Raw genomic sequence first — 2,552 nt, 5'->3', positions numbered from 1 at the left:
GTCTGATTCTGGTGACGGCGTGCCTTTTGAAGAATGAGCCTGCGAGTTAGTGTTACGTCGCGAGGTTAACCCGTGTGGGGCAGCCGTAGCGAAAGCGAGTCTGAATAGGGCGTTGCAGTGGCGTGATCTAGACCCGAAGCGAAGTGATCTACCCATGGCCAGGTTGAAGCGACGGTAAGACGTCGTGGAGGACCGAACCCACTTCAGTTGAAAATGGAGGGGATGAGCTGTGGGTAGGGGTGAAAGGCCAATCAAACTTCGTGATAGCTGGTTCTCCCCGAAATGCATTTAGGTGCAGCGTTGCGTGTTTCTTGCTGGAGGTAGAGCTACTGGATGGCTAATGGGCCCTACAAGGTTACTGACGTCAGCCAAACTCCGAATGCCGGTAAGTGAGAGCGCAGCAGTGAGACTGTGGGGGATAAGCTTCATAGTCGAGAGGGAAACAGCCCAGACCACCAACTAAGGCCCCTAAGCGTGTGCTAAGTGGGAAAGGATGTGGAGTTGCGAAGACAACCAGGAGGTTGGCTTAGAAGCAGCCATCCTTAAAAGAGTGCGTAATAGCTCACTGGTCAAGTGATTCCGCGCCGACAATGTAGCGGGGCTCAAGTACACCGCCGAAGTTGTGGCATTCAAATATTAGCTAAGCCCTTGTGGTTCAGGCGTTTGGATGGGTAGGGGAGCGTCGTGTGGGCGGTGAAGTCGCGGTGTAAACCAGCGGTGGAGCCTACACGAGTGAGAATGCAGGCATGAGTAGCGAAAGACGGGTGAGAAACCCGTCCGCCGAATGATCAAGGGTTCCAGGGTCAAGCTAATCTGCCCTGGGTAAGTCGGGACCTAAGGCGAGGCCGACAGGCGTAGTCGATGGACAACGGGTTGATATTCCCGTACCGGCGAAAAACCGCCCATGCTGAACAGGGGATACTAACTGCCCGAGACCTGCCTGACACCCCTTGTGGGTGAAGGGTTTTGGTGGAGCGCAGGACCTGATCCTGGGAGGCAAGCGTATTAACAGGTGTGACGCAGGAAGGTAGCCGAGCCGGGCGATGGTTGTCCCGGTCTAAGGATGTAGGGCGAACGGTAGGCAAATCCGCTGTTCATGATGCCTGAGATCTGATGGGACCCCCGTTTGGGGGGATTCGGTGATCCTATGCTGCCGAGAAAAGCATCGACGCGAGGTTTTAGCCGCCCGTACCCCAAACCGACACAGGTGATCAGGTAGAGAATACTAAGGCGATCGAGAGAATTATGGTTAAGGAACTCGGCAAAATGCCCCCGTAACTTCGGGAGAAGGGGGGCCCCAACCTTGAACACCACTTGCTGGTGGGAGGGGATCGGGGCCGCAGAGACCAGGGGGAAGCGACTGTTTACTAAAAACACAGGTCCGTGCGAAGTCGCAAGACGATGTATACGGACTGACTCCTGCCCGGTGCTGGAAGGTTAAGAGGACCGGTTAGCCGCAAGGCGAAGCTGAGAATTTAAGCCCCAGTAAACGGCGGTGGTAACTATAACCATCCTAAGGTAGCGAAATTCCTTGTCGGGTAAGTTCCGACCTGCACGAATGGAGTAACGACTTCCCCGCTGTCTCAACCATAAACTCGGCGAAATTGCAGTACGAGTAAAGATGCTCGTTACGCGCAGCAGGACGGAAAGACCCCGAGACCTTTACTATAGTTTGGTATTGGTGTTCGGAGTGGCTTGTGTAGGATAGGTGGGAGACGTTGAAGCCCGGACGCCAGTTCGGGTGGAGTCATCGTTGAAATACCACTCTGGTCACTTTGGACATCTAACTTCGGCCCGTAATCCGGGTCAGGGACAGTGCCTGATGGGTAGTTTAACTGGGGCGGTTGCCTCCTAAAAAGTAACGGAGGCGCCCAAAGGTTCCCTCAGCCTGGTTGGCAATCAGGTGTCGAGTGTAAGTGCACAAGGGAGCTTGACTGTGAGAGAGACATCTCGAGCAGGGACGAAAGTCGGGACTAGTGATCCGGCGGTACATTGTGGAATGGCCGTCGCTCAACGGATAAAAGGTACCTCGGGGATAACAGGCTGATCTTGCCCAAGAGTCCATATCGACGGCATGGTTTGGCACCTCGATGTCGGCTCGTCGCATCCTGGGGCTGGAGTAGGTCCCAAGGGTTGGGCTGTTCGCCCATTAAAGCGGTACGCGAGCTGGGTTTAGAACGTCGTGAGACAGTTCGGTCCCTATCCGCTGCGCGCGCAGGAAATTTGAGAAGGGCTGTCCTTAGTACGAGAGGACCGGGACGGACGAACCTCTGGTGTGTCAGTTGTACTGCCAAGTGCACCGCTGATTAGCTACGTTCGGATGGGATAACCGCTGAAAGCATCTAAGCGGGAAGCTCGCTTCAAGATGAGATTTCCATACACCTCGTGTGTGAGAGGCCCCCAGCCAGACCACTGGGTTGATAGGCCGGATGTGGAAGCGAGGACTAACGACTCGTGAAGCTGACCGGTACTAATAGGCCGATAACTTACACCACACACCACACCCGTGAAACCGGTTCAAAAGCGGTTCCACACCAGGGTTGGTAAAAAGA

1 rRNA gene is annotated in these 2,552 nt (G+C 54.9%); it reads left to right on the top strand.

The features are described from left to right. Positions 1 to 2,495, top strand: a 23S ribosomal RNA gene (locus U7114_RS19260); the annotation flags it as partial. Positions 2,496 to 2,552: the final 57 nt, after the last annotated feature.

It is taken from the genome of Pseudarthrobacter sp. C1 (assembly GCF_034720455.1).
GTDB lineage: Bacteria > Actinomycetota > Actinomycetes > Actinomycetales > Micrococcaceae > Arthrobacter.
Note: the sequence above shows the minus strand (reverse complement) of the source record. Positions and strands in the feature narration are given on the sequence as shown.